The sequence below is a fragment of the Aquamicrobium sp. LC103 genome (assembly GCF_001014615.2).
Taxonomy (GTDB): domain Bacteria; phylum Pseudomonadota; class Alphaproteobacteria; order Rhizobiales; family Rhizobiaceae; genus LBCQ02.
Genome location: NZ_LBCQ02000003.1, coordinates 469945 through 491925 on the forward strand (window position 1 = coordinate 469945; position 21981 = coordinate 491925).

Annotated in this window: 23 protein-coding genes; 12 read left to right on the top strand and 11 right to left on the bottom strand. The window is 65.2% G+C overall.

All coding sequences use genetic code 11. From position 1 onward, the window contains the following. Positions 1-3 precede the first annotated feature (3 nt). Positions 4-804: a potassium channel family protein gene (locus tag XW59_RS08575; RefSeq protein ID WP_047143958.1), complete on the bottom strand. Its 801-nt coding sequence runs from the start codon at positions 802-804 to the stop codon at positions 4-6. Between the two features lie 184 nt (positions 805-988). On the opposite strand from XW59_RS08575, the gene XW59_RS08580 reads away from it, so the two are divergent. Beyond that, positions 989-3034: an elongation factor G gene (locus XW59_RS08580; RefSeq protein WP_047143957.1), complete on the top strand. Its 2046-nt coding sequence runs from the start codon at positions 989-991 to the stop codon at positions 3032-3034. A 727-nt stretch (positions 3035-3761) separates the two neighbouring features. Here XW59_RS08580 and XW59_RS08585 read toward each other — a convergent pair. Together XW59_RS08585 and trxB are read right to left on the bottom strand one after the other, a co-directional pair. After that, entirely contained in the window at positions 3762-4658 is an 897-nt protein-coding gene (locus XW59_RS08585; protein ID WP_047143956.1) for a LysR family transcriptional regulator, read from the bottom strand. Positions 4659-4684: 26 nt separating this feature from the next. Beyond that, positions 4685-5659 (bottom strand): thioredoxin-disulfide reductase, encoded by a 975-nt coding sequence (gene trxB, locus XW59_RS08590; protein ID WP_047143955.1) that lies wholly within the window; start codon positions 5657-5659, stop codon positions 4685-4687. A gap of 277 nt (positions 5660-5936) precedes the next feature. Between trxB and XW59_RS08595 the strand changes: the two genes are divergently transcribed. Then, a complete protein-coding gene (locus tag XW59_RS08595; RefSeq protein ID WP_047143954.1) occupies positions 5937-6407 on the top strand; it encodes an Lrp/AsnC family transcriptional regulator in 471 nt (156 codons plus the stop codon). An 8-nt stretch (positions 6408-6415) separates the two neighbouring features. Here XW59_RS08595 and XW59_RS08600 read toward each other — a convergent pair whose 3' ends face one another. The 3 genes from XW59_RS08600 to greA are packed head-to-tail and all read right to left on the bottom strand — an operon-like array spanning position 6416 to position 8743. Then, positions 6416-7150, bottom strand: coding sequence for a glycosyltransferase family 25 protein (locus tag XW59_RS08600; protein ID WP_047143953.1), 735 nt, complete (start codon positions 7148-7150; stop codon positions 6416-6418). A gap of 29 nt (positions 7151-7179) precedes the next feature. Next, a complete protein-coding gene (locus XW59_RS08605; protein WP_047143952.1) occupies positions 7180-8223 on the bottom strand; it encodes a glycosyltransferase family 4 protein in 1044 nt (347 codons plus the stop codon). Positions 8224-8269: 46 nt separating this feature from the next. Beyond that, positions 8270-8743: a transcription elongation factor GreA gene (gene greA, locus XW59_RS08610; protein ID WP_047143951.1), complete on the bottom strand. Its 474-nt coding sequence runs from the start codon at positions 8741-8743 to the stop codon at positions 8270-8272. 332 nt (positions 8744-9075) lie between these two features. Between greA and XW59_RS08615 the strand changes: the two genes are divergently transcribed. Then, on the top strand, positions 9076-10209 hold the full coding sequence (locus XW59_RS08615; RefSeq protein ID WP_047143950.1) for a PQQ-dependent sugar dehydrogenase: 1134 nt from the start codon (positions 9076-9078) through the stop codon (positions 10207-10209). Positions 10210-10252: 43 nt separating this feature from the next. Here the strand turns inward: XW59_RS08615 and XW59_RS08620 are convergent, their stop codons facing one another. Beyond that, the gene (locus XW59_RS08620) at positions 10253-10783 is read right to left on the bottom strand and encodes a tetratricopeptide repeat protein (protein ID WP_047143949.1); all 531 of its coding nucleotides are present in this window, start codon (positions 10781-10783) and stop codon (positions 10253-10255) included. A gap of 195 nt (positions 10784-10978) precedes the next feature. Here XW59_RS08620 and XW59_RS08625 point away from each other — a divergent pair, with 195 nt between their 5' ends. Further along, positions 10979-11869 (top strand): DMT family transporter, encoded by an 891-nt coding sequence (locus XW59_RS08625; protein ID WP_047143948.1) that lies wholly within the window; start codon positions 10979-10981, stop codon positions 11867-11869. Here the strand turns inward: XW59_RS08625 and XW59_RS08630 are convergent. Then, on the bottom strand, positions 11859-12209 hold the full coding sequence (locus tag XW59_RS08630; protein ID WP_047144457.1) for a DMT family protein: 351 nt from the start codon (positions 12207-12209) through the stop codon (positions 11859-11861). The two genes, XW59_RS08625 and XW59_RS08630, sit on opposite strands and share 11 nt — an antisense overlap. A gap of 146 nt (positions 12210-12355) precedes the next feature. Here XW59_RS08630 and XW59_RS08635 point away from each other — a divergent pair, with 146 nt between their 5' ends. The 5 genes from XW59_RS08635 to XW59_RS08655 all read left to right on the top strand — a co-directional run bounded on the left by XW59_RS08635 (position 12356) and on the right by XW59_RS08655 (position 16773). Beyond that, complete coding sequence (locus tag XW59_RS08635; RefSeq protein WP_047143947.1) at positions 12356-12784, top strand: DUF3775 domain-containing protein; 429 nt, start codon at positions 12356-12358, stop codon at positions 12782-12784. Between the two features lie 70 nt (positions 12785-12854). Further along, complete coding sequence (locus XW59_RS08640) at positions 12855-13691, top strand: extensin family protein (protein WP_047144456.1); 837 nt, start codon at positions 12855-12857, stop codon at positions 13689-13691. Positions 13692-13799: 108 nt separating this feature from the next. Next, positions 13800-14624: an extensin family protein gene (locus XW59_RS08645; protein WP_082137429.1), complete on the top strand. Its 825-nt coding sequence runs from the start codon at positions 13800-13802 to the stop codon at positions 14622-14624. Positions 14625-14765: 141 nt separating this feature from the next. After that, positions 14766-15422, top strand: coding sequence for an LssY C-terminal domain-containing protein (locus tag XW59_RS08650; protein WP_246666041.1), 657 nt, complete (start codon positions 14766-14768; stop codon positions 15420-15422). Positions 15423-15462: 40 nt separating this feature from the next. Next, complete coding sequence (locus XW59_RS08655) at positions 15463-16773, top strand: hemolysin family protein (protein WP_047143946.1); 1311 nt, start codon at positions 15463-15465, stop codon at positions 16771-16773. Between the two features lie 66 nt (positions 16774-16839). Here XW59_RS08655 and XW59_RS08660 read toward each other — a convergent pair whose 3' ends face one another. After that, entirely contained in the window at positions 16840-17436 is a 597-nt protein-coding gene (locus tag XW59_RS08660; protein WP_047143945.1) for an NAD(P)H-dependent oxidoreductase, read from the bottom strand. A 91-nt stretch (positions 17437-17527) separates the two neighbouring features. Here XW59_RS08660 and XW59_RS08665 point away from each other — a divergent pair, with 91 nt between their 5' ends. After that, positions 17528-17902 (top strand): helix-turn-helix domain-containing protein, encoded by a 375-nt coding sequence (locus XW59_RS08665; protein WP_047143944.1) that lies wholly within the window; start codon positions 17528-17530, stop codon positions 17900-17902. A 12-nt stretch (positions 17903-17914) separates the two neighbouring features. On the opposite strand, the gene XW59_RS08670 is transcribed toward XW59_RS08665, so the two are convergent. Both XW59_RS08670 and XW59_RS08675 read right to left on the bottom strand, forming a co-directional pair. After that, complete coding sequence (locus XW59_RS08670; protein WP_047143943.1) at positions 17915-18304, bottom strand: VOC family protein; 390 nt, start codon at positions 18302-18304, stop codon at positions 17915-17917. A gap of 26 nt (positions 18305-18330) precedes the next feature. Further along, positions 18331-18720, bottom strand: coding sequence for an acyl-CoA thioesterase (locus XW59_RS08675; protein WP_047143942.1), 390 nt, complete (start codon positions 18718-18720; stop codon positions 18331-18333). Positions 18721-18858: 138 nt separating this feature from the next. Between XW59_RS08675 and XW59_RS08680 the strand changes: the two genes are divergently transcribed. Both XW59_RS08680 and XW59_RS08685 read left to right on the top strand, forming a co-directional pair. After that, entirely contained in the window at positions 18859-20484 is a 1626-nt protein-coding gene (locus XW59_RS08680; protein ID WP_246666033.1) for a GMC family oxidoreductase N-terminal domain-containing protein, read from the top strand. Positions 20485-20653: 169 nt separating this feature from the next. Beyond that, positions 20654-21871 (top strand): mandelate racemase/muconate lactonizing enzyme family protein, encoded by a 1218-nt coding sequence (locus tag XW59_RS08685; protein WP_047143941.1) that lies wholly within the window; start codon positions 20654-20656, stop codon positions 21869-21871. Positions 21872-21981: the final 110 nt, after the last annotated feature.

The following is a 21981-nucleotide window of genomic DNA, read 5'->3' on the forward strand; positions in this document are numbered from 1 at the left end:
CGGTCACTCGTCGTCGTTCGGGATGTTCAGCATGTTGCCGCAGGCCTTGCAGAACACGGCGTCCTTGTCGTGGCGCTGAAGCCCGCATTGCGGGCAGGGAAAGAACACCTTCACCGGGCGAAAGATCGACTGCGCCAGCCGCACGAACAGCGAGATGCCGATGATCATGGTGACGATCGCCGTCAGCTTGCCCCACACGCCCGGCAGCACGATATCGCCGAAGCCGGTGGTGGTTACGGTTGCGACGGTGAAATAGAGCGCGTCGACATAGCCCTCGACGGTCGGCCCGTGGCTGAAGAAGCTCGTATAGACGAACCCCGTCACGATGAAGAGGAAGGTGAGCAGGTTCATGACCGCATGAACCACGTCGCGCCATTCGCCGTAGCCGTTGCGCTCCAGCGGCGCCCACAGCACGCCGCTGCGCGACAGCGACCACAATCTCAATATGCGCAGGAAGCCGAGATTGAACAGCGTGTAGGGAAAGAGCAGCGTGACGAGAACGAAGATGTCGACCAGCACCGTGGCCTGGCGGAGCCAGCGCAGGACGTCGGAGGAGGCAAACGCCCGCGCCGCGATGTCGGCGGCCAGAAGCGCCGCGACGGAATAGTCGATCCAGAGGAAGGACGGCAGATCGCGCAGCAATGGCGAGACGATGAAGAAGACGATGATCGCCAGGTCGACGATGGTGACGGCGATCTGGAAACGGAGCGCGGCGGTCGTGCGCCCGTGATAGAGCTTGCGCAGCTTCAGCCGCAGACGCTGCAAGGAGGACTCGGGTTCGGCGGCTGCGTTCTCGCTTGTCATCAGGACTCGATAACCTCCGCCCGCCCCGCAGTCCAGCCTCGCGGCATTACTCCCTTGCCCTCTCCCGGCTCTCGTGTGACGATGGGTCAAGGCCCCCGACGGCCGCAGAGCCGTCACGGCCTTGCGACGGTCGTCAGGCCGGCCGCCGCTCATGAGGAAACGCGTGAGAGGAGGTCAGGTGATCATGGGAAAACGAGCCGGAGAACGACGCACGGGACCGAAATGCGTCGCCATCATCGGTCCCTTTGCCAGCGGTAAGACAACCCTGCTCGAAGCCATTCTGGCGCGAACCGGCGCCATCCCCCGGCAGAACCCGGTTTCTTCGGGCAACACGATAGGCGACCATTCACTGGAAGCGCGCGAGCACGCGATGAGCGTGGAAGCGAGCTTCGCCACCACCGAATTCATGGACGAGAGCATCACTTTCGTCGACTGCCCCGGCTCGATCGAGTTCGCCCACGAGGCGGCTCCGGTGCTCGCCGCCTGCGACGTGGCGATCGTCGTTGCCGAGCCCGACGAGAAGAAATTCCCCGCATTGCAGCTCATCATGCGCCAGATAGACGATCTCGGCCTGCCGCGCATGCTCTTCCTCAACAAGATCGACAAGGCGACCGCCGGCGTGCGCGAGACGCTGAAGCTGTTGCAGCCGGCGAGCGCGACACCGCTGCTTCTGCGACAGATACCGCTGCGCAAGGACAGCATCGTCGTCGGCTCGATCGATCTGGCGCTGGAGCGGGCCTATATCTACCGCGAGCACGCCGAAAGCACGGTCGCCGAAATTCCCGACGACGAGAAGGCCAGGGAGATCGAGGCGCGCTTCTCGATGCTGGAGACGCTGGCCGACCACGACGACGCGCTGATGGAGCAGCTTCTGGAGGAGATCGAGCCGCCGCGCGACGCGATCTTCGACGATCTGGCGGCCGACCTGCGCGAAGGCATGGTGACGCCGGTCTTCATCGGCTCGGCCGAAAAGGGCAACGGCGTGCTGCGCCTCCTGAAGGCGATACGCCACGACGCACCCGACGTGGAGGCCACGCGCCAGAGGCTGGGCGCGCCGACCGGCTCGCCGCTCGCACAGGTCATGAAGACGGTCCACACCGCGCATGGCGGCAAGCTCTCCGTCGCTCGCGTGCTCTCGGGCAGGATCGCGGACGCGACCGAGGTCTACGGCTCGGACGGCTCGACGGCCAAGGTATCGGGCGTCTACCGCATGCTCGGCAAGGACCAGGCGAAGCTCGCCTCGGCGACTGAAGGCGAGACGGTCGCGCTCGGCAAGCTCGACGGCATCCGCACCGGCGAAACGGTAGGCACGAGCAGGAGCGTGACGGCACTGGTGGACCTGCCTCCCCCCGCCGCGGTCTATTCGGTCGCCCTGCGCCCGAAGGAGCGAAAGGACGACGTGAAGCTGTCGGCCGCGCTGCAGCGGCTGCTCGAGGAGGATCCCTCGCTTGCGATGGAGCAGAACCAGGACACCGGCGAGACGATCGTCTCCGGCCATGGCGAGATGCATCTGCGGGTGACCGTCGAGCGGCTGGAAGGGAAATACCAGATCCCCGTGGAGGCGCGGGCGCCCTCGGTTCCCTACCGCGAGACCATCCGCAAGCCGGTCACCCAGCGTGGACGCCACAAGAAACAGTCGGGCGGCCACGGCCAGTTCGGCGACGTGGTGCTCGACATCAAGCCGCTGCCGCGCGGCACCGGCTTCGAGTTCACCGAGACGATCACTGGCGGCGTGGTGCCCAAGCAGTACATCCCCTCGGTGGAGGCCGGCATACGCGACTATCTCAAATGCGGGCCGATGGGCTTTCCGGTGGTCGATCTTTCGGTGAACCTCGCGGACGGCTCCTACCACACCGTCGATTCCTCCGACATGGCGTTTCAGATGGCGGCGAAGCTGGCGATGAAGGAAGGCATGTCCGCCTGCTCGCCGGTGCTGCTCGAGCCGATCCTGAAGGTGGAAATCTTCACGCCCAACGAGGCGACGGCGAAGGTCACGGCGCTGGTCCCGCAACGGCGCGGCCAGATCCTCGGCTTCGACGCGCGCGCCGGGTGGGCCGGCTGGGACGTGGTCGAAGCGATGATGCCGCAAGCCGAAATCGGCAGTCTGATCGTCGAGCTGCGCTCGGCGACGGCCGGCGTGGCTTCCTATGTCGCGCGGTTCGCGCATATGGCGGAGCTGACCGGCAGGCTCGCCGACGACGTGGCGAACGGGCACGGCAAGGCTGCCTGAGGTCGGACAAGGGAATAGCGAGGAAAAATGAAAACGGCGCCAGGTCTTGGGGTCTGACGCCGTTTCCATGCAGACCGCGATCGACAAAGCGACACTGCCAGGTCCGCCGCATGACCGGAGGGGCGATCCGGCCGGGGAGAAGTTGGACACGACGGTTGCCATGACATGCTACGGCGGTTCGGATGATGCCCCCATCTTCCGAGACGTCGAAGCATCGCCGCGTCCTGACCTAAAGGTAGACCCGTCATGCCCGGCTGCGCAGGTTACGAGATGTTACACGTCACGGTAACATATGTTCATTTTCGTATATGCCATTGTAAATGCTAGCATTTTCATCGTCGGTAGCGTTTCCATCCTCGAGAAAAAACCGCCTGTTGTGACCGGGAAACGGGCGATACGTGATCGAAAACGAACCCCGACGAACCCCCGGGCGCTGCCGAAAAGGAGCCGAAGCCGGGTCGGCCGGAGGATGATTCAGCGCATGACGGGCACAAAAAAAGCCGGATCTGGAAAGACCCGGCTGAGTTTGTTGGAAGTGCCGTTAGGCAAAACCTCCAGAGGGGAACACTCACCGGGCGCCAATGGGAGGAGGAACGCGCCCGGGAGATGGTTATGATATGGGCTTTATTTGCTCAAATAACAAGCAGGGTATTTTGCATTGCACCTATGCATGAGGCGCATGACGAATTTTGGCGCAGCCCGATGCCTCATCGGCGGGCGTTTGGCGTCAGTATGACCAGCTCCGCGCCTTGGCGATGAGGAAATCGCGGAAGACGTGCAGCTTCACCTGGTTCTTCATGGCGTCGGGATAGGCAAAGTAGGTGTCGAAGGACGGCACCTCGGTCTCCGTCATGAGCTGGACGAGACCGGAATCCTTCTCCACCGCGTAGTCGGGCAGCATCGCGACACCGGCACCCTTCTGCACCGCGGATTTGAGCGACATGATGTTGTTGATCTGCAGCGCCGCCATGCGTTTCGAGCCTTCCGGCCGGCCGGCGATCTCCAGCCAGTTCATGTCGGCGAGATGCGGCGGCACCGGCTCGCCGAAGGTGACGATGCGGTGGCGGTCGAGGTCGGAGATCGAGGTCGGCTTGCCGAACTTGGCGATGTAGGACGGCGCGGCATAGAGGTGGAAATGCACCGTGAACAGCCGGCGCTGGATGAGGTCGGGCTGCTGCGGCTGGCGCAGGCGGATCGCGCAGTCGGCCTGCCGCATCGTCAGGTCGAGCTCCTCATTGGCGAGGATAAGCTGGAGCTGGATGTCGGGATAGAGGTCGAGGAATTCCTGCACCCTCTCGGTGAGCCAGCCGGAGCCGAGCCCGACCGTGGTGGTCACCCGAAGCGGGCCGGAGGGCCTATCCTTGGTCTCGGTGAGGCGAAGCCGGACGTTCTCCAGCTTCATCAGCACCTCATGCGCGGTCTGGTAGAGGATCTCGCCCTGCTCGGTTAGCACCAGTCCGCGGGCGTGGCGATTGAACAGCGGGACGCCGACGTCCTGCTCGAGCGCGCTTACCTGGCGCGAGATGGCCGATTGGGAAAGACGCAGGCTTTCCGCCGCATGCGTGAAGGACCCCGCCTCGGCGGCGGCGTGAAACACGCGAAGCTTGTCCCAATCGAGCGCCATCTCACCGTTTCCCCTCGGGCGTCAGGCTATTCGGCCGCTTCGCGGTGAACGGCGAGCTCGGCGATGTAGCGCTCGGCCTCCAGCGCGGCCATGCAGCCGAGGCCGGCAGCCGTGACCGCCTGACGGTAGACGTCGTCGGTGACGTCGCCCGCGGCGAACACGCCGGGAACGCTGGTCACCGTCGAATCCGGCGCCGTCCAGAGATAGCCGTTCGGCTTCTGCTTGAGTTTGCCGACGAACAGCTCGACCGCCGGCGCATGGCCGATCGCCACGAACACGCCGTGCGTGTCCATTTCCGTGACCTCGCCCGTATTGCTGTGCTTCAGCCTGATGCCGGTGACGGAAGGCGGCAGCGGCGCCTTCTGCACCGTGCCGACGATCTCGTCGATGTAATGATCCCAGATGACGCGGACATTCTCCTTCTTGAAGAGACGATCCTGCAGGATGCGCTCGGCGCGGAATTCGTCGCGGCGATGGACGATCGTCACCGACTTGGCGAGATTGGCGAGATAGAGGGCCTCCTCGACGGCGGTGTTGCCGCCGCCGACGACCACCACGTCCTTGCCGCGATAGAAGAAACCGTCACAGGTGGCGCAGGCCGACACGCCGAAGCCCATGAAGGTCTGCTCGCTGGGAAGGCCGAGCCACTTGGCCTGCGCGCCGGTCGCGACGATGAGCGCATCGCTGGTGTATTCAGCGCCGGAGTCCGTCCTGACCCGGAACGGCCTCGCGTCGATATCGACCTCGCTCACCAGATCGGTGACGATCTCGGTGCCGACATGCTCGGCCTGCTTGAGCATCTCGCCCATCAGCCACGGCCCCTGGATCGGGTCGGCGAAGCCGGGATAGTTTTCAACATCGGTGGTGATCGTCAACTGGCCGCCCTGCTGCAGCCCGGAAATCAGCAACGGCGTCAGGCCGGCGCGCGCCGCGTAGATGGCGGCGGTGTAGCCGGCCGGGCCGGAACCGATGATGAGGACGGGAACATGTCTTGCGGTCATCGCCTTGCTTTCCGTAATGCTCCCGCCGCAACGGCACGCGGCAGGGAAATCCTAGAGTCGAGATACACTTATCGCATGCAATTTAGGTGTTGGGACATGCCAGTTGCAAGGCGACGAATCGTTCCTCCCCTGAAAGCTGGAGAAAAACCGCCGCCGAATGTGCACAAATCACCGCACCGGCACCACCACAGCGGGAAATGCTTTGGCCCTGAAACGATAATCCGTTAGCTTTGCGCGAAAATCGACACGAGATTCTCTCGCCTCTCCGGATGCTCCGATGCCTTTGAAAGCCGACCTCGACGCGATCGACTGGAAAATCTTGAAGGAGCTTCAGGGCGACGGCAGGATGACCAATGTCGAGCTGTCCCGTCGCGTCGGGATTTCCGCGCCGCCCTGCCTCCGGCGCGTGAAGCGCCTGGAGGACACCGGCGTCATCCGCGGCTACAGGGCGCTGCTCAATGCGCGCGATCTCGGCTTCGACGTCGTCGCCTTCTGCCTGATCGGCCTTCATCACCAGTCCGACGCCGAGTTGAAGGCTTTCGCCGAACGCACCCGCCTCTGGCCGATCGTGCGCCGCGCCTGGATGGTTTCCGGCGATTCCGACTTCATGCTGCACTGCGTGGCGTCCGACCTCACCACCTTCCAGACCTTCGTCATCGAGGAGCTCACCTCGGCGCCGAACGTCGACACGGTGCGGACCGCGCTCACCATCCGCCAGGTCAAGGACGAAGGCCTGATCGCGATCTGATCGCCAGCCTATATGCCGTGCCGCGCCGCCAGGGCGCGAAGCGTCAGACGGTAGACGGAGCGATTGACCTCGCGCGACAAGGTCTTCTGAAGCGACTTCTGTTTCGTTTGCACGGTCGTGCCGCCGACCTGGTTGGTGGCGTTGGAAACACCGGCCCCGCGCATCGCCAACATACGCGCCTTGTGGCGCCAGCGCAGTTGCAGGAACGTGTCGACCGGGCGATCGAACGTCTCGGTGGCCGTCAGCAGCTTGGCGGCAGCCTCACGGCTGACGAGTTGCGCCAGCGTTCCGAGGCCCACCAGCTTCGGCTCGACGAGGCTGATGCCGTTTCGCTCGGCGAGCGCTTCTCCGACATCGCCGCGGTTGCGCCAGGGAAAGCGGATATAGCCGTTGGTTCCCAGATGCTCCAGGGCAAGATCGATGGCCGCGGGAAAGTGCCGCGCGTCGATCTCGGCATCGTCCTCGACGATCAGGCCGGCGTCCAGCCCGCGCTCGACGATCTCGCGCCAGACCTTGCGGTGGCTGAGGAAGCAACCGATCTCACCAATGGCGAGCGCGAAGGGATAGCGCGGCCGGTAAAGCCTCTGTCGATAGACCGCGGCGATCTGCTCCTGGGTCAACGCCCGGCCGTCCACCGCCTCGACCACTCGGGCAGGCACCGGCAGCACCTGCAACAGGCGCTCGACCTGCGGCTGCCTCTGCACGGCGCGCGGCAGATGTATCACGAAGCCTTCGACATGCATCGCCGTTCACCCGTTCAAACGCGGAAGCATCATGCCCCGCGGCCAAGCTCTTCGTAAATCTCGATCAACCTATCGGCTTCCTGGCGCAACTGGAAGCGCGCGCCGACATGATCACGCGCCTGCCTGCCGTGGAGCGCGACGAGCTCCGGCTTGTCGAGATAGGCGGCGATCGCCGCGCGCATGGCGATGGGATCGTCCGCCGGGACGATCGTGCCGGTGCTGCCTTCCTCAATCAGTTCCGAAAACGCGCCGACATCGGCGGCGACCACCGGCACGCCGCTCGCCATCGCCTCGAGCGGCGTGAGGCCGAAGCCCTCCCAGCGCTGCGGCGCGACGAAGAGCGTCAAGGCCCGATACCAGCGGTCGATGTCGCGATGCTCGCCGACGAATAGGATGCGGTCGGCAAGGCCGGCGCTGGCGACGCGGGCCTTTAGCTCGTCCTCGAAAGCCTTGTGCTGCGCGGTGGCTCGGCCGGCAATCACCGCCGACCATTCCGGATGATGCGGCAACAGCTCGATCATCGCGTCGACGAAGAGATCCGTGCCCTTCTGGCGCCTGACGCGGCCGAAGCAGCCGACATAATGCCGGCCGGGCTCCAGACCCACCGCGCGCTGCGCTTCGGAGCGATCGACGGCCGGACGAAACCTTTCGGTGTCTATGCCGTGCATGACCACGGTGTTGGGGACCCGCAGATAGGCGGCGGTCTTGCGGCTGGTGGCGATCACCGCATCCATCCGGCCAATCAGGAAGCGGGTCCAGCCGGTATGCCGACGCTGCGACGCCGAGGTGAAGACCAGCTTGAGCGGCGCGCGGAAGATTTTCTTCAACACCACGCCGGCCAGCATCTCGGGGTTGCGCCGCGCATGCCACACCCGCACGGGGAAACGCTCGGGGCGACGCAGCAGGGAAGCCACCTGCCACCAGCGCATCCTTGGCAGGCGGTCGGGCAAACCGGGTCCGAGCGTGGCGATGCCGATCAGCGAGGCCTGCAGCGGCACCAGTTGGATGATCGTGCTCGTCACGCCGGACAGCCGGCGCTTGAAATTCGGCACGATCACCCTGACCGTGGACATATCCACGCTGGACAACGCGCTTACCTCTCGGATTCGGGCGCGCGGGTCAGACCCAGCGAAGCTCCACGATCTCGTAGCCGCGCGCGCCGCCCGGCGCGTTGACCTCGACCTCGTCTCCGACTTCCTTGCCGATCAGCGCGCGGGCGATCGGCGAGGAGATGGAAATCCGTCCCGACTTCACGTCGGCCTCCTGGTCGCCGACGATCTGGTAGGTTCGTTCCTCCTCGGTGTCCTCGTCGACGAGGACGACGGTCGCGCCGAACTTCACCTTCTCGCCGGAAAGCTTCGTCACGTCGATCACCTCGGCCCGCGCGATCAGGTCCTCGAGCTCGTTGACGCGGCCCTCGTTGAGGCTCTGGGCTTCCTTGGCGGCGTGGTATTCGGCGTTTTCGGAAAGATCGCCATGCGAACGCGCCTCCGAGATCGCTTCGATGATGCGCGGACGCTCCTCCTGCTGGCGCCAGCGCAGCTCCTCCTTCAGCGTCTCGAACCCACCGATGGTCATCGGGACCTTGTTCATGTCAATCGACCTTTCTGCCCTTCCTTGGTTGATTCCGCATGTCCGCTTGTCGCGAAACACAAAAAGAAAACGGTCCGGCAGCCTCGGCCAACGAACCGTTCAAGCTTTGTTTCGTCGAATATAACACTCCTGACGCGATTTTCACGTGAATTCTTGGATGACGTTACGTCATGTCGCAGACGGCCGGCACCGCTCCTCGCCGTATCCTCCTCACACGCTTGTGACCGTCTCCATGCCTTTCGTGTGTGGGAAGCCTACGCCGAAAGGTTGCTTCACCCACACCCGCGACTAGATCAAAAGGACTAGCGACGAAATCGAATGGATGATGCGGGATGACGGTCAAGGCGGCGATGATTGGGCTCCTGGCGAGCGGGCTGGCGGCGACGCCGGCGTTCTCGCAGCAGGTTTATGAAACCGAGCAGACGAACGTCCAGGTGGCGCCGGTCGTCGGCGGGCTCGAGCACCCGTGGGGGCTCGATTTCCTGCCCGACGGCTCCGCGATCGTAACCGAGAGGCCGGGCCGCATCCGCATCGTGAGCGACGGCAACCTTTCAGAGCCGGTCGCGGGCGTCCCCGAGGTGTTCGCGCAAGGCCAGGGCGGACTTCTCGACATCGCCGCCGCGCCCGATTTCGAGACCACGGGAACGATCTTCTTCACCTTCTCCGAACCGGGCGAGGGCGGCGCCGGCACCGCGCTCGCCCGCGCGACGCTGGTGCGCGACGGCGAGGCGGCGCGCCTCGACAATCTCGAAATCATCTTCTCCATGAACAAGAAGACCGCCACGCGGCAGCATTTCGGCTCGCGCATCGTCTTCAATCCCGACGGCACGCTGTTCGTGACGACCGGCGATCGCGGCCAGGGCGACCGCTCGCAGGACATGCAGGACCACGCCGGCGCGGTGCTGCGGATCAATCCGGACGGCTCGGTGCCGCAGGACAACCCTTCGCCCGACGGCTCGCGGCACCTGCCCGAGATCTGGTCCAAGGGTCACCGCAACATCCAGGGCGCAGCGTTCGACCCGGTCACCAACTCGCTGTGGACGGTGGAGCACGGCGCGCGCGGCGGCGACGAGGTCAACCAGCCGGAAGCCGGCAAGAACTATGGCTGGCCGGTGATCTCCTACGGTCGCGACTACAGCGGCACCAAGATCGGCGTCGGAACGGAGGCGGAGGGCTACGAGCAGCCGGTCTACTATTGGGACCCGTCGATCGCGCCTTCGGGCCTCGCCGTCTACGAGGGAGAGATGTTCCCGGAATGGGAAGGCGACTTCCTGGTCGGCGCACTCGCCTTCCAGCTCCTCTCGCGCCTCGAGCGCGACGAGAGCGGCGCGATCACCGGCGAGGAACGGCTGTTCGAGAACGAGTTCGGCCGCATCCGCGACGTGAACGTCGCGCCCGACGGTTCGATCTGGCTTCTGACGGACGCCGCCGACGGCGAAATCCTGCGCATCACGCCCGCGGACTGAACCACAGGCAGGCGCCGATCGGCGCCCACCCACGATCACGGCTCTAGCGGAACGCCGCGATCTGCTCGGAAAGTTCGGAATATTCGGCGCATTCGCGGCCGCAGCGCTTCTCGATCTCCAGCAATTGGCCCGAAGCGGCGGCGACGTCGCCGAGCTGGAGATAGGCCTCGCCCATATATTCGCGCACCAGCGTGTAGTCCGGGTCGACGTTCAGCGCTTCCTGATAGTAGCCGAGCCCGACCTGCACCCTGCCCTGCTTGCGATGCGAATAGCCGAGATAGTTGAGGATGCGCGGGTCGCCGCGGTCGGCGGCGATGCTGAGCACCGTGATGGCCTCGCCATAGCGCTTCGCCTCGGCGAGCGCCCGGCCGGTCTCGTAGACGCTGTCGGTGTCGATATAGCCCTGGCCGGGATCGACGCATTTGCCCTGCTGCTTGTCCCAGACCTTGCCTTTGGTGCACTGGGTCGTGGCCGGGTCGGCGCCACCTCCACCACCGGCGGCAAAGGCCGGGACAATGAGGAAAGGCGTCGCCAGCAGCCATGCTGCCGCGCAAAGTTGAACGTTTCTGGACATCGGGATTCCTCCGAAAGGGCACCGCCCTTCCGCGGCGGCTTGCCCGCAAAAAGCTCCCTTCCGAAACATAGACCCTCCCGGTCCCCGCCCGAGAATCAAAATGGCGTGACGCAACGGTTACCGAAGGCTGGCTTCTTCCCGCCCGGCGCGAAGATCGATAAGGAGGCCCGGAGCGTTCGAAAGCGGCAATCCGGCATGACACGCAGCAAGGCAAATCTCGTCCTCCTGGTGGCGGGCGCCATGTGGGGAATGGGCTTCGTGGCCCAGTCGACCGCCATGCAGGCGATCGGACCGTTCCTGTTCATCGGCCTGCGTTTCGCGGTCGCGACGTTCGCCATGCTGCCTTTCGCGCTGCGCGAGGCGCGCGCCGCCAAAACCGCCGCGACGGTGGCGGACTGGAATGGTTTCGCCTTCATCGGGCTTCTGCTTTTCGCCAGCATCGCCGCGCAGCAGGTCGGGCTCCTGACGACGTCGGTCACCAACTCCGGCTTCCTCACCGGGCTCTATGTGGTGATGGTGCCGTTCTTCGGCGTGTTCCTGTTCCGGCACTGGCCGCATCCGGTGGTCTGGCCGGCGGCACTTCTCGCGCTTGTCGGCATCTGGCTGCTGTCGGGCGGCTCGCTCGGCGCGCTGACCGCCGGCGACTGGCTGACCATCCTCTGCGCCGCCTTCTGCGCGCTGCAGGTCATCTTCATCGCCAGGCTGGCCGGGCATACGGGCCGGCCGGTGACGCTGGCCGTCACACAGTTCGGGGTCTGCGCGGTGCTCGGCCTCGCGATAGCCTTCGCCATCGAGCCGGTCGACGGCACCGCGATCCGCGCCGCCCTTCCCGAAATCCTCTATGCGGGCATCTTCTCAGGCGGCATCGCGTTCACGCTGCAGGCCGTCGGCCAGCGCTACACGACAGCTCCGCAAGCGGCGATCTTCCTTTCCACGGAGGCCGTCTTCGCCGCGCTTTTCGGCGCGATCCTGCTCGGCGAGCGCGTCGGCGCGACGGGCCTCGTCGGCTGCGCGCTGATCTTCTCGGCGATCCTGCTCGTCGAGGCGATGCCGCCCTGGCTCGCCCGGCGCCGCGTCAGCCCCTGAAGATGAGGGCCGCCCCGCCCGCGATCAGCGCGAAGCCGGCGAGGTGGTTCCAGCTCAAGCCCTCCTTCAGGTAGAGCACGGAAAAGACCGCGAAGACGGAGAGCGTGATGACCTCCTGGATGGTCTTCAGCTCGGCCGCCGAATAGGCCTGATAGCCGATGCGGTTGGCGGGCACCGCCAGCCAGTATTCGAAGAAGGCGATCAGCCAGCTCAGGATCACTGCAGCGTAGAGCGGCGCGGCCTTGAATTTCAGGTGCCCGTACCAGGCGAAGGTCATGAAGACGTTCGAGGCGAGCAGCATCAGTACCGGAAGAACTTTCGGCGACAGGATCAGCGACATGAGGAAGGCCCGAGGAAAAGGACGCGCCATTTGGCGCCGGGTTCCGGCACTGTCAATGCAAATCGTCACGCTGCGAGATTTCCGCCGGATTTTGCGCTACCTTGAAGCCGCAAAGTCGGATTTCGCGCGGATAGCGGGAGGAGGAATTGCAGAAACCCGTCGAAAGGGAATGGGAACTGGCGATCGATCCCGACACCGTGCGCCTTTTCATCCTGAAGGCGCGGGCGGTGAGTGCGGGCCTCAATCACGACTACGAGGCCGGCGGCGATCACGAGATCGAGCTGGACGACCAGTCGCGCGACGCGCACCAGCATGACGGGCTCGCCGAGGAGGAAGAAGAAGACCTCACCGAGAAGGAGCTTCGCGCGCTCATCGACGATTTGAACGAGGACGAGGCGGCGGAACTGATCGCCTTGATGTGGATCGGGCGCGGAGACTACGACGTCTCCGAATGGGTGGACGCGGTGGCCGAGGCCAAGCAGCGCGGCAACAACCGCACTTCCACCTACCTCCTCGGCATGCCGATGCTGGGCGACTGGCTCGAGGAAGGGCTGGAAGCGGTCGTGGAGGGCTGACGACGATCCGTAAATTTAAGTGATGCCTCATCGCATTGCCTCGCGCGGGGCGAACGCCATTTTGTTTGTGATGACGATCCGCTCCCGGTCCGCATTCGCGGCATTTTCTCCTCTATTCATCGTTCTGGGCCTCCTCGCAGAGGCGTCCTTCGCGCTTGCCCAGTCGCCGGAACTGCCCGCGGAAATGGCGGCGCCGGACCTGCTGCGGCCGATGGCCGAGGAAAAGGCGGGCAAACTCGACGACGGCGCCACGCCGCCGACACCGACCGCAAGGCCGGGGGAACCGGAGGGCGGAAAGGCGGGCGAAAAGCCCGCCGACGCCGGGAAGGAGAAAACGGAACCGAAAACCGCCGCCAAGCCGTCCGACGAGGAAATCGCCTGCCGCAAGCGCCTTTCGGATCTGGGTGTGGAGTTCACCCCCCACCCGCCGTTGGCGGACGCGTCGGGCTGCAGCGCGCCCTTCCCGCTCACCGTCACCGCGCTTTCGGAAAAGGTCGAGATCCGCCCCGAAGCGGTGATGAACTGCCGCATGGCGGAGGCGACGGCACGCTTCATGCGCGACGTCGCCTCGCCCGAGGCCGAGAATATCTTCGGCGCGCCGATCGTCGCGCTGAACCATGCCTCGGCCTATGTCTGCCGGTCGCGCAACGGGCAGACCAAGCTTTCCGAGCACGCCTTCGCCAACGCTCTCGACTGGGCCTCCGTCGAGCTTGCGAATGGCGAGGTGATAACGATCGCCCGGCAGCCGCTTTCGGAGCAGAAGAATTCGAAATTCCAGTCGCGCATACGCCGCGCCGCCTGCGGACCGTTCAAGACCGTGCTGGGTCCCGGCAGCGACGCCGACCATGCCGACCATTTCCATTTCGACCTCGCGCAGCGGCGCAATGGCGGCACCTACTGCCGCTGACGACAGGTCCCCACGCCGCATTCCCGCCCCACTCGTAAACCGGGGCGCTGAGGTTTCCTTTACCCTTGCCGGTTACATTGGGACCTCGGTCAGGACTGGGAAGACGACATGCCCGCAGTATCGCGTAACGGGGCAGCGAAGCTTTGCGCCGCTTTCAGACATCGCATTCGCACGCTCGCCACGGTGGCCGTGCTCGGCGGCGGCGCGCTCGCCTTCGCCTCCTGCTCCGTATCGAGCGTGCTGACGCCGATACCGGAGGTCGACGTCGGCGTGCAGACGGCATCGGTCCCCGCGCGGGGTCTGCAGAGGCTGGTTCCCTCCAATCCATACATGGCCACCTACCCGCAGCTCGACCGCCCGTCGCTCGCGCCGCAGATGACGATGCCGGCGGAAGAAATCGCCTGCCGCAAGGAGTTGCGCCGGCTTGGCGTCACCTATCGCAACCTTGCGCCGATCAACGACGGCGGCGCCTGCCGCATCGACTATCCAGTCGAGGTGACCGGTTTTTCGGGCAGCGTCGGGCTGAAGCCCGCCGCCACGCTTACCTGCGGCATGGCCGCGAGCTTCGCGGCCTGGACCAAGAACGAGCTCGCCCCGGCGGCGCGCTGGCGCTATCTCTCCGGCGTCAAGACGATCCACCAGGGGTCGAGCTATTCCTGCCGCAACATCGCGCGGTCGGGCGGCGTGCCGTCGGAGCACTCCAAGGGCAACGCGCTCGACGTGATGCGCATCGAGCTGAAGAACGGCAGGGACATCGACGTGCGCAAGCCCGGCTGGTTCGCCTTCCGCGAGCGCAGCCTGCTGAAGAACGTGCGCACCGGCGGCTGCGACTACTTCACCACCGTGCTCGGTCCCGGTTACAATGCCGACCACGCCGACCATTTCCATTTCGACATAAAGAACCGGAAGAACGGCTACGTCGCCTGCCGCTGACGCAAGGCGCAATTTCGGCATATCCTGCGCGGCATGAGCGGCGAGCCTGGACCCTTGGCCATCAAACGGCGCCGTCGGTGGTTCCGGACGGCGGCCACGGCGGTGCTCGGCCTCGTCGCGCTCTATCTGCTCGCCGCCTATCTGTTCCTCCCCTTCGTGTGGGAGCTCTACGAGGGCGACCTGAACAGGGAGCCTTCCGAAATGGTGACGCACACGCAGCAAGGTATTCCGGGCGACCCGATCAATGTCGGCCTGATCGGACTGCACGGCGATATCTTGAACGCGATGGCGGCGGCGGGCTGGCATCCCGCCGATCCGGTGACGCTGCGCTCCAGCATCGAGATCGGCATTAGCGTGGTGCTCGACCGCCCATACGCGCGGGCGCCGGTGAGCACGCTGCTGTTCGAAGGACGCCCGCAGGACCTCGCCTTCGAGAAGGCAGCGGGAGAAAGCGCCGACCGGCGGCACCATGTCCGGTTCTGGCAGGCGAGCAGCAGGCTCGGCAGCTCGCTGTGGCTGGGCGCCGCAAGCTTCGACCGGGGCGTCGGCATCAGCCACGACACGGGACAGATCACCCATCACATCGGACCGGACGTGGACGCGGAGCGCGATCTCCTGATCGCCGACCTCGAAAAGGCATGCGCGCTCCTGTCGACGCAGCGCATCGCGGGCGTCGGAGCAACACGCAAGGGACGCAACGGCGGCGGCGATCCCTATTTCACCGACGGCACGGCGACCGTCGGGCTGCTGGTTCCCGCCTTCCGCGAAGGGCTGCCGTGTCTGGCGGGTACGAAATAGCTCTTCGCAACCCGCCCCGATGAATGCTATTGCAACTTCCATGCTCCTTGAAATTGCAATCGTCGTCGTCCTCATCTGCGTCAACGGCCTCCTGGCCATGTCCGAACTCGCCGTCGTCTCGTCCCGCCCCGCGCGGCTCAAGGCGATGGCCGAACGAGGCGAGAGCGGAGCGGAGCGCGCCGCGAAGCTCGCCTCCCATCCCGGACGCTTCCTCTCCACCGTCCAGATCGGAATCACGCTGGTGGGCGTACTCTCCGGCGCCTTCTCCGGCGCCACGCTCGGCCTGCGCCTGTCGGCCTGGCTCGTCGACGCCGGCATGTCGAGCGGCGCAGCGAGCACGCTCGGCGTCGGCGCGGTCGTCGCGATCATCACCTATGGCTCGCTGATCATCGGCGAGCTGGTGCCCAAGCAGATCGCCCTGCGCAATCCCGAGGCCATAGCAGCCAAGGTCGCGCCGCTGATGCACCTCCTTTCGGTGGTTGCGGCGCCGCTCGTCTGGCTGCTCGACATCTCCGGCCGCATCGTGCTGCGCCTGTTGGGCCAGCACGAGGAAAGCGGCACCAAGGTCACCGACGAGGAGATCGCCAGCCTCATCGCCGAGGCGGAAAGCCATGGCGTGGTCGAAAGCGACGAGCGCAGGATGATCGCGGGCGTCATGCGCCTTGCCGACCGCAGCGTACGCGCCATCATGACGCCGCGCACCGAGGTCGACTGGATCGATCTGTCGGATACCAAGGCGAACGTCAGGAAGCGGCTCCTGGAGACGAATCATTCCATGCTGCCGGCGGCCGAGGGCAGCGTCGACAACATGGTCGGCGTGATCAGGACGCGCGAGGCGCTCGCGGCCCTCAACATGCGGCGGAGCTTCGAGCTGCGCGACCATCTCAAGACCGCGCCAGTCGTCCACGACTATGCCGACGCGCTCGACGTGCTGACGACGCTGCGCGAAGCGGAAACGCCGCTCGCGCTCGTTCACGACGAGTATGGGGATTTCGAAGGCATCGTGACGCCGGCCGACATATTGGAAACCATCGCCGGCGTCTTCAAATCGGACCTGGAAGAAGGCGAGGAGCCCAGTGCGGTGGAGCGCGAGGACGGCTCCTGGCTGCTCGCCGGTTTCATGCCGGCCGACGAGATGGCCGAGACGCTGGGCATTTCCCTGCCCCAGAATCGCGACTACGAGACCCTTGCCGGTTTCGTCCTGTCGGAATTGAACCATCTGCCGAAGGTCGGCGAACACGTGAAGACGCTCGGCTGGCGCTTCGAGGTCGTCGATCTCGACGGGAGGCGGATCGACAAGATCCTCGCGAGCCGCATCACCGGAATTCACCGCCAGAGCCTCGGCAGGTAGCATCCCAAAACGCGAAAGCGGCGCGAGGATGATCCCCGCGCCGCCCGCAAGTCGAAATCAGGCGTTTCAGGCGGCCTTCGCCGTCGCCGCGTCCTTGTCGCGCGCCGTCTTCAGCGCGTTCACCCACCAGGTGAACTGATCGAGCATCGTGTCGGCGCTGGTGTTGAGGTGCTCGATCTCGCCGAGCGCCGTGCCCTGCGTGACGGCCATGTAGTCCGGCCACAGGATATGGACGCCGACGCGGATCGGGGTCATCTCGACCTCGACCGCGTGCAGGCGAAGCTGCTCGACCGCGCGGGCGCCGCCGACGCCGCCATAGCCGACGAAGGCGGCGGGCTTGCGCGACCATTCGTTGAATGCGTAGTCGATCGCGTTCTTCAGGACGGCGGTCGGGCCGTGATTGTATTCGGCGGCGAGGAAGATGTAGCCGTCGAGCTCGTCGATCTTCTTCTGCCACTTCTGGGCGACTTCGCTCTTGGACGGCGCCCATGCCGGCGAGCGTTCCTCGTCGAAGAACGGCATCGGATAGTCGCGCAGGTCTATGATCTCGACGTCGAAATCGCCACGCGCCGCGGCGCGTTCGGCGATCCACTCCGCCGGCTTGTCCGCGAAGCGGCCCGGACGGGTCGAACCTATGATCACCCCAATTTTCGGCTTTGCCATTTGATTTATTCCCTTTCCGATAAATCTGGTATCCGTTGGATACTGGGGCTATATAAGAGACCGGTTTTGCACTGCACAAGGAGGCACTTTGTTGACACTTAGTCACCAACACAGAACCGAGGATTGCAGGGCGGTGAGCGACGTGCTCTCGCGGATCGGCGACAAATGGACCGTACTCGTGGTGGAGTTCCTTGGCGGCGGGCCGCTACGCTTCAACGAGTTGCGCAAGATGATCGGCAACATCTCGCAGAAGATGCTGACGACGACCCTGCGCGGGCTTGAGCGCGACGGTTTCGTGACGAGGACCGTCTATCCGACGATCCCGCCCCGCGTGGACTACGAACTGACCGATCTCGGGCGCGACCTTCTGGTGCCCGTCCGCGCGCTCGGCGAATGGGCCAGGCAGAATGCCGGGCGCATCAACGCCGCGCGGGCGAAATTCGACAAGATCTCCGAGGCCGCGTAGGCGGCGATCGGTTCAGCCCTTGCTTCGCGGCATGTCCTCGGACTGGTAGAGCGATATCGCATGACCGTCGGGGTCGGCGAAATCGGCCGACCAGCCGCCCGGGGCCGGGCTCACCGGCGTGACGATGGTCGCGCCTTTCCCCGCGAGCCCGGCGACCACGTCGTCGATACCGCCTTCCGCGAGATCGAAGACGATGATGGGCGTGTTGCCCGGACGCGAATCCAGCTTGAAGAAGATCAGGTCGATATTGTCGGGAATGCTGGCCATCAGCCAGTCGTTGCCGCTTCCGTCGTCGCCCATGCGCTGGACGTCGAGACCGACGACATCACGGTAGAACGCCTCGGTCCGGTCGATATCGCTCACATAATAGCAGATATTGCCGATTTTCGCCTTGGACAGCATTGCTCGCTCCCGTGTTGTCATTCTTGCTATTCCGCCGGCACCGGCTTCGGCCTGCCGGTTTCGTCAAGGGCGACCATGATGAAATCGGCATGCGTCACCCGTTCCATCAGATCGGAGAGATAGCGCTGCGCCCAGGCCTCGACGCGCAGGGTCATCGAGGTGCGGCCGATCCTGGTGATGTCGATATAGATGCAGAGCGTGTCGCCGATCTTCATCGGCTTGGCGAACGACATCTCCTTGACGGCGGCGGTGACGACGCGGCCCCTGGCGCGTTCCGCCGCGCGGATGCCGCAGGCAAGGTCCATCTGCGCCATCACCCAGCCGCCGAAGATGTCGCCCGCCGCGTTGGCATCGGCCGGCATCGCCAGCGTGCGCAGGGTGAGCTCGCCCACCGGATTGACGTCGTTGCGGTTCATGGGTGGCACTCCCCCTCGGCTTGCGTTTCTTCCCTTCCACCTAGCGGGCGGTCGCAATTTTCACAAGGCATGACGGAAAGCCGGCCTGACGGGCGGTGGCGGCCGGCGCTAGAGTGCCGGTAGGGAAGGAGGCTAGCCTTGCCGGAAATCGCGCAGACATACGACTTCATCATCGTCGGCTCCGGTTCCGCCGGATCGGTTCTGGCCGAGCGGCTTTCGGCAAGCGGCAGGCATTCGGTGCTGGTGCTGGAGGCCGGCGGCACCGACCGCCGCTTCTTCGTGCAGATGCCGCTCGGCTACGGCAAGACCTTCTTCGATCCGAGGGTGAACTGGAATTACAGGGCCGAGCCCGATCCCGGCCTTGCCGGCAATGAGGACCACTGGCCGCGCGGCAAGCTTCTGGGCGGATCGAGCTCGATCAACGCCATGGTCTGGATACGCGGCCAGCGCGAGGATTTCGACGAATGGCGCGACGCCGGCAATGTCGGCTGGGGCTATGACGACGTGCTTCCCGCCTTCAAGGCGCTGGAGAACAACGAAGCCGGCGCGGACGAATGGCGCGGGCGCGACGGTCCGGTGCATGTCAGCGACCTGACCCGTTTCGTGCATCCGCTCTGCGGACGCTATATCGCCGCGGCGGAGGAACTGGGCCTGCGCCGCAACGCGGACTTCAACGGCGCCTCGCAGGAGGGCGTCGGCGTCTACCAGATCACCACGCGCGACGGCCGCCGCATGTCGGCGGCGCGCGCCTTCCTGCGGCCGGCGATGAAGCGCGCGAACGTCCGCGTGGAAACCCATGCGCTGGCGACGAGAATCCTGTTCGCGGGTAAGCGGGCGGTCGGCGTCGAGTATTCCCGCAAGGGGCGGAGCTGTCAGGCCCGTGCCGGCCGCGAGGTCATCATAAGCGCCGGCTCGATCAACTCGCCGCAACTGCTGCAGCTTTCGGGCATAGGTCCCGGCGAGTTGCTGCAAGGGCTGGAAATTCCGGTTCTCCACCACAATTCGAATGTCGGCGCGCATCTCCAGGATCATCAGGGGATCAACTACACCTGGAAGGCGAGGACACCGACGCTCAACCAGAACCTGCGGCCGTGGTGGGGCAAGCTCGCCGCCGGATCGCGCTATCTCCTGCTGCGCGACGGCCCGCTGTCGATGAGCATGAATCAGGGCGGCGGCTTTTTCCGTACCGATCCGTCGCAGACCCGACCCAACATGCAGCTCTATTTCCAGGCTTTTTCGACGGTGCTGCCCAGACCCGGCGAACGGCCGATCCTTTCGCCCGATCCGTGGCCGGGTTTCTCGATGGGCCTGTCGAACTGCCGTCCGACCAGCCGGGGATCGATCGCGATCCGCTCGAACGATCCGCTCGCGCCGCCGAAAATCGTTGCGAACGCCTTCTCGACCGATCACGATGTGGCCGAGATGCTCGACGCCGTGAAATTCCTGAGAAGACTGGCCGCCACCCGCGCCATGTCGGAGATGATCGAGGAGGAGGTGCTGCCCGGACCTTCGATCGCGTCCGACGAGGCGCTGATCGAGGATTTCCGCAGGCGCTCCGGCACGGTCTATCACCCGGTCTCGACCTGCCGCATGGGACCGGACGCGGCAGGCGCCGTCGTCTCGCCCCGGCTCGAGGTCCACGGTGTCGAGGGCCTGCGCGTCGTCGACGCCTCGGTCTTTCCGAGCGTGATTTCCGGCAACACCAACGCCGCCGCGATCATGACCGGCTGGAAGGGAGCGGACATGGTGTTGGAGGATGTATGAGGCCGGTTGCCCCCTCCACCGCCTTCGGCGGTCCTCCTCCCCCGTAAACGGCGAGGATCCAGGTTGCGGGCGGCCGCGACGCCTGCTCCTGCCCTGCGAAGCGGGAGCAGCGGCCCGAAAGGCCGGAGGGGGTATTGAGAGCAGGTAAGTATTCCAAGGGAGAGCCCGCATGAAAATCACCGACGTGAAGACCTGGGTGGTCGGCAATCCGCCGCCGGGCATCGGCGGGCGCTACTTCATTTTCGTGAAGCTGACGACCGATAGCGGCGTGGCGGGCTACGGCGAAGCCTACAGCGCCACCTTCGGCCCGCACCTCACGGCGCGGATGATCGAGGATTGCGCCGGGCGCTACCTCGTCGGCCGCGATCCGCACGACATCGAAACCTTCTTCCGCCGCGCCTATTCCTCCGGCTTCTCGCAGCGCCCCGACATTTCCATGATGGGATGCGTCTCGGCGCTGGAGATCGCCTGTTGGGACATCATCGGCAAGGAGGCCGGCAAGCCGGTCTACAAGCTGCTCGGCGGCCAGGTGCACGAGCGGCTGCGCTCCTACACCTATCTCTATCCGCAGACGGGAAGCGCGGTGCCGGCCGAGGCCGACAACCCGGAGAAGAACGTCTACAACGATCCCGATCTTGCCGCCGCCTGCGCCGCCGAATATGTGGCCCAGGGCTTCAACGCCGTGAAGCTCGATCCGGCCGGCCCCTACACCGCCTTCGACGGCCACCAGCCGCGTCTCGCCGACATCGATCTTTCCGCGCGCATGATGAAGGCGATCCGCGAGGCGGTCGGCGCCGGCGCCGACATCCTCTTCGGCACGCACGGCCAGTTCACCGCCGCCGGCGCGCTGCGCATGGCGCGCGCGATCGAACCCTACGACCCGCTCTGGTTCGAGGAGCCGGTGCCGCCGGACATGCCCGAGGTGATGGCCGAGGTGGCGCGCGGCACCTCGATCCCGATCGCGACCGGCGAAAGGCTGACGACCAAATGGGAATTCGCCCGCGTGATCGAACAGCGCGCGGCGGCCATTCTCCAGCCCGATCTCGGCCGCTCCGGCGGCATACTGGAAACGAAGAAGATCGCGGCGATGGCGGAGGCCCATCACATCCAGATCGCGCCGCATTGCTATTGCGGACCGATCGTCGGCGCGGCGAACATCCAGCTCGCCGTCACCCTGCCGAACTTCCTGATCCTGGAATCGCTGAAGCAGTGGGACGGCTTCCACGCCAGGCTTCTCGGGAAGAAGATCGAATGGCAGGATGGCTGGGTCATTCCATCGACGGAGCCCGGCCTTGGCGTCGAACTCGACGAGGCGGTGTGCGATGCCCATCCGTGGGATGGCCAGGCGCTGCACCTGGAAATGACGGAGACACCGCTTTTCCCGTGATTTCAAAGGGTTGTCGGCAGAACGGGATTCTGCTCGTCAATCAGTTGATTCAACCCGGCAGCGACTTGAATCAACGCATGAACAGGTTGAATCCGTTTGCGAGGAACGAG

Coding starts and splice junctions, on each gene's coding strand:
- XW59_RS08655 (WP_047143946.1), top strand. CDS start 15,463: ATGCTCCTTGAAATTGCAATCGTCGTCGTCCTCATCTGCGTCAACGGC.
- XW59_RS08645 (WP_082137429.1), top strand. CDS start 13,800: ATGCCCGCAGTATCGCGTAACGGGGCAGCGAAGCTTTGCGCCGCTTTC.
- trxB (WP_047143955.1), bottom strand. CDS start 5,659: ATGACCGCAAGACATGTTCCCGTCCTCATCATCGGTTCCGGCCCGGCC.
- XW59_RS08685 (WP_047143941.1), top strand. CDS start 20,654: ATGAAAATCACCGACGTGAAGACCTGGGTGGTCGGCAATCCGCCGCCG.
- XW59_RS08605 (WP_047143952.1), bottom strand. CDS start 8,223: ATGTCCACGGTCAGGGTGATCGTGCCGAATTTCAAGCGCCGGCTGTCC.
- XW59_RS08595 (WP_047143954.1), top strand. CDS start 5,937: ATGCCTTTGAAAGCCGACCTCGACGCGATCGACTGGAAAATCTTGAAG.
- XW59_RS08670 (WP_047143943.1), bottom strand. CDS start 18,304: ATGCTGTCCAAGGCGAAAATCGGCAATATCTGCTATTATGTGAGCGAT.
- XW59_RS08600 (WP_047143953.1), bottom strand. CDS start 7,150: ATGCATGTCGAAGGCTTCGTGATACATCTGCCGCGCGCCGTGCAGAGG.
- XW59_RS08575 (WP_047143958.1), bottom strand. CDS start 804: ATGACAAGCGAGAACGCAGCCGCCGAACCCGAGTCCTCCTTGCAGCGT.
- XW59_RS08620 (WP_047143949.1), bottom strand. CDS start 10,783: ATGTCCAGAAACGTTCAACTTTGCGCGGCAGCATGGCTGCTGGCGACG.
- XW59_RS08615 (WP_047143950.1), top strand. CDS start 9,076: ATGACGGTCAAGGCGGCGATGATTGGGCTCCTGGCGAGCGGGCTGGCG.
- XW59_RS08580 (WP_047143957.1), top strand. CDS start 989: ATGGGAAAACGAGCCGGAGAACGACGCACGGGACCGAAATGCGTCGCC.
- XW59_RS08630 (WP_047144457.1), bottom strand. CDS start 12,209: ATGTCGCTGATCCTGTCGCCGAAAGTTCTTCCGGTACTGATGCTGCTC.
- XW59_RS08675 (WP_047143942.1), bottom strand. CDS start 18,720: ATGAACCGCAACGACGTCAATCCGGTGGGCGAGCTCACCCTGCGCACG.
- XW59_RS08660 (WP_047143945.1), bottom strand. CDS start 17,436: ATGGCAAAGCCGAAAATTGGGGTGATCATAGGTTCGACCCGTCCGGGC.
- XW59_RS08625 (WP_047143948.1), top strand. CDS start 10,979: ATGACACGCAGCAAGGCAAATCTCGTCCTCCTGGTGGCGGGCGCCATG.
- XW59_RS08640 (WP_047144456.1), top strand. CDS start 12,855: ATGACGATCCGCTCCCGGTCCGCATTCGCGGCATTTTCTCCTCTATTC.
- XW59_RS08585 (WP_047143956.1), bottom strand. CDS start 4,658: ATGGCGCTCGATTGGGACAAGCTTCGCGTGTTTCACGCCGCCGCCGAG.
- greA (WP_047143951.1), bottom strand. CDS start 8,743: ATGAACAAGGTCCCGATGACCATCGGTGGGTTCGAGACGCTGAAGGAG.